A 3,011-nucleotide genomic window follows, 5' to 3' on the forward strand; every position below is an offset into this window, starting at 1 on the left:
AATTGGAATAGTTGTTTCTGTCTACCCGGCAATTTGGGGCCTTGGTCAACTATTTACAGGGAAACTAGCTGATAAATTTCCCAAAAAGGCCTTGTTATTTTGGGGGATGTTGATGCAGGGTATCGCCATTATATTTATGGGATATGCTACTGAAATGTATCACTATATATTGATCTCCGTAATACTTGGTCTGGGAACGGCAATTGTTTACCCTGCATTTTTAGCAGCCATTGCAGACTATACCAATCCTGGGCAAAGAGCAGAGAGCATAGGTGTTTTCCGTTTATGGCGGGATTCCGGATATGTTTTTGGGGCGCTTTTATCAGGCGCCCTGGCTGATGCTTTTGGTCTTGAGGTTGCTGTGATAAACATTGGTGTCCTCACGGCTTTATCTGCATTACTGATAAAATTCAGGATGTCCTGAGTTTTTATACAATGCTTCAGATCATTTATGCTTTTTCAGCATGAATATAAAACTTGAATTATGTGACAATTGTCACCTTACCTTCTAATTGACAACAGTAAATTTGAAATGGTTGATAGCGTTAACCTAAATCCAATACGATGATAAAAAACATGGGGAATCTTGATCGCATACTTCGATTTGTGATCGCTATCGTGATCGCGGTGCTTTATTACACCAATGTTATTTCAGGTACCAACGCCATCATTTTACTGGTTGTTTCTGTTGCATTCATCATAACCAGCTTCATTGGTTTTTGTCCCCTGTACTCTCCATTTGGTATACGAACGAAAAGGACAAATCAATAATTTCTTAATTCAATTATACTCCACCTTAATAATTGGAGGAAGAAAGTTATAATTCAATGGGCAAGAATAAGTTAAATGAAACGGAAAAGGCATTACTTATAACTTCAAGAGCGGCAGGTATTATTTCGATATTATTTATCGTGGTGGCTGGGATTTTAGTAAGTGTTATATTTAGTCAGCGGAAAAATGAAAATGAAGACCAAGTTGCTTCCTCAGAATTTCAACCTGTTCCGGATCAAACTGCTGCCGAAACATCTAAAGAGGTGGTTAACTATTGGAGTCCTCCCTCAGAAACATCCATTCCTTCGGATAATTATGGTGAAACTATAAGGTATGGGAAGGAATTGATAGCCCATACTTCAACTTATCTGGGCCCTAGAGGTACGGTAGCTAATATAAGTAACGGGATGAACTGCCAGAATTGCCATTTAGATGCGGGTACCAAACCATTTGGCAACAATTATTCAGCAGTATATGCCACCTATCCAAAATTTCGTGCCCGATCGGGAACTAAAGAAAGTATAGAGAAAAGGATTAATGACTGCTTTGAAAGGAGTTTAAACGGGAAGCCGCTCGAGAGTTCCAGTAAGGAAATGAGAGCCATGATCGCCTATATAAAATGGCTGGGAACCGGAGTGGAAAAGGGCAAAACACCCGAAGGAGCCGGGCTGCAGAAATTAGCTTTTCTTGACCGGGCTGCAGATCCTAAAATGGGCTCTGCGGTTTATAAAGCTAAGTGTATTTCTTGTCATGGTAAGAACGGTAAAGGGTTGCTTAATCCCGATAATACCAGCTATACCTATCCGCCTTTATGGGGAGATCATAGTTATAATGATGGCGCCGGTCTATACAGAATAAGCAGTTTTGCCGGTTTTGTCAAGAATAATATGCCTTTAGGAGTCTCACATGAAAATCCTCAGCTTACAGATGAAGAAGCATGGGATATAGCTGCTTTTGTGAATTCCAGACCCAGGCCTCATAAAGATCAAAGGAAAGACTGGAAAGATTTAAGTAAGAAACCCATAGACTTTCCATTCGGGCCATACGGGGATAAATTTTCTGAAGAACAGCACAAATATGGCCCCTTTAAACCGATAGTAAAGAAAGGGAGCTAACTGTAAAACCTAAATGACTAGTCCAGCAAATATGTTTTCAAAAAAAGAATCTAATCTCTGTAACTGCGGTAATGCCCGCCGTACATTCCTGAAAACCGCAGGTATGGCTGGTTTAGCATTTTCTGGCCTGCCGCAGGTAGCTTCTGCTATTTCAGGCAATGAGTATCATACCTCAGAGATTATAAAGAGCCATGCGGTCAAAGCAGGTAAAGCCAACCATATTACCCTCTTACATACTGCGGATATACATGCGCAACTGTATACGCATGATGAATTTTTCTGGGAAAATAATCTTCCGGTTTATAAAAGAAGAGGCGGCTTTGCAGTCCTGAAAACAATGATAAATACCCTCAAAGCCCAAAATCCTGGCAATACACTTGTTATAGATGGAGGAGATTGTTTTCAGGGGGGAGCCGTTGCAGCGTTGAGCGAAGGTCAGGCTATCGTTCCGCTGATCAATAATATAGGTTATGACCTGGTATTACCCGGAAACTGGGAAGTTGTTTACGGCAAAGAAATGATGCGAAAAGATATGGGCAACTACCACGCCCAGAAGATCTGTGCCAACATGTTCCATGATACAAAGGATAGTGAAAACGGTGACCTAATGTTTCCGCCGTATTGGACCAATAATCTGGGAGGGATTAAAATCGGCTTTATCGGCTATAATGATCCCCTAACACCAAAAAGGCAGTCGCCAGCCTACAGCGCAGGTATAAAATTTACCAAGCCTGATCTGAATGTGGCAAAATATGTTCGAATGCTAAGAGATTACGAGAAATGCAGCATGGTTTTCCTTGTTACACATATGGGTCTTGCTCAACAGGTTGATTTGGGAAATAATAAGGAAATCGAAGGAGTAGATTATATATTGGGCGCTGATACCCACGAAAGAGTAAGAAAGCCAATTGAAGCAAAGTATGCGAAAGTAACAGAACCAGGCGCATTCGGATCATTTATATCACGCTTGGATATTGTTGTGGAGAACGGTAAAATAAAGGATCATAATTATCAATTGTTAGATGTCGATCCGGATCTATACAAAGCGGATCAGGAGATGATAGATTTAGTAAATAAAGCAAGAGAACCTTACAAGGAGAAACTAGATAAAGTTATTGGCATATC

General features: G+C 40.6%; 4 protein-coding genes. All 4 read left to right on the forward strand.

Features of this window, described 5'->3' with window-relative positions:
• Window positions 1-424, forward strand: a 424-nt coding sequence (locus WBJ10_RS07230; RefSeq protein WP_424288847.1) for an MFS transporter, incomplete at its 5' end; no start/stop codon positions are given.
• 140 nt (window positions 425-564) lie between these two features.
• A complete protein-coding gene (locus tag WBJ10_RS07235) occupies window positions 565-771 on the forward strand; it encodes a YgaP family membrane protein (RefSeq protein ID WP_276348890.1) in 207 nt (68 codons plus the stop codon).
• A 56-nt stretch (window positions 772-827) separates the two neighbouring features.
• Complete coding sequence (locus tag WBJ10_RS07240) at window positions 828-1,886, forward strand: c-type cytochrome (RefSeq protein WP_424288848.1); 1,059 nt, start codon at window positions 828-830, stop codon at window positions 1,884-1,886.
• Between the two features lie 13 nt (window positions 1,887-1,899).
• On the forward strand, window positions 1,900-3,011 hold a 1,112-nt coding region (locus tag WBJ10_RS07245; protein ID WP_424288849.1), incomplete at its 3' end, for a metallophosphoesterase.

The organism is Daejeonella sp. (assembly GCF_049655485.1).
Classification (GTDB): domain Bacteria; phylum Bacteroidota; class Bacteroidia; order Sphingobacteriales; family Sphingobacteriaceae; genus Daejeonella.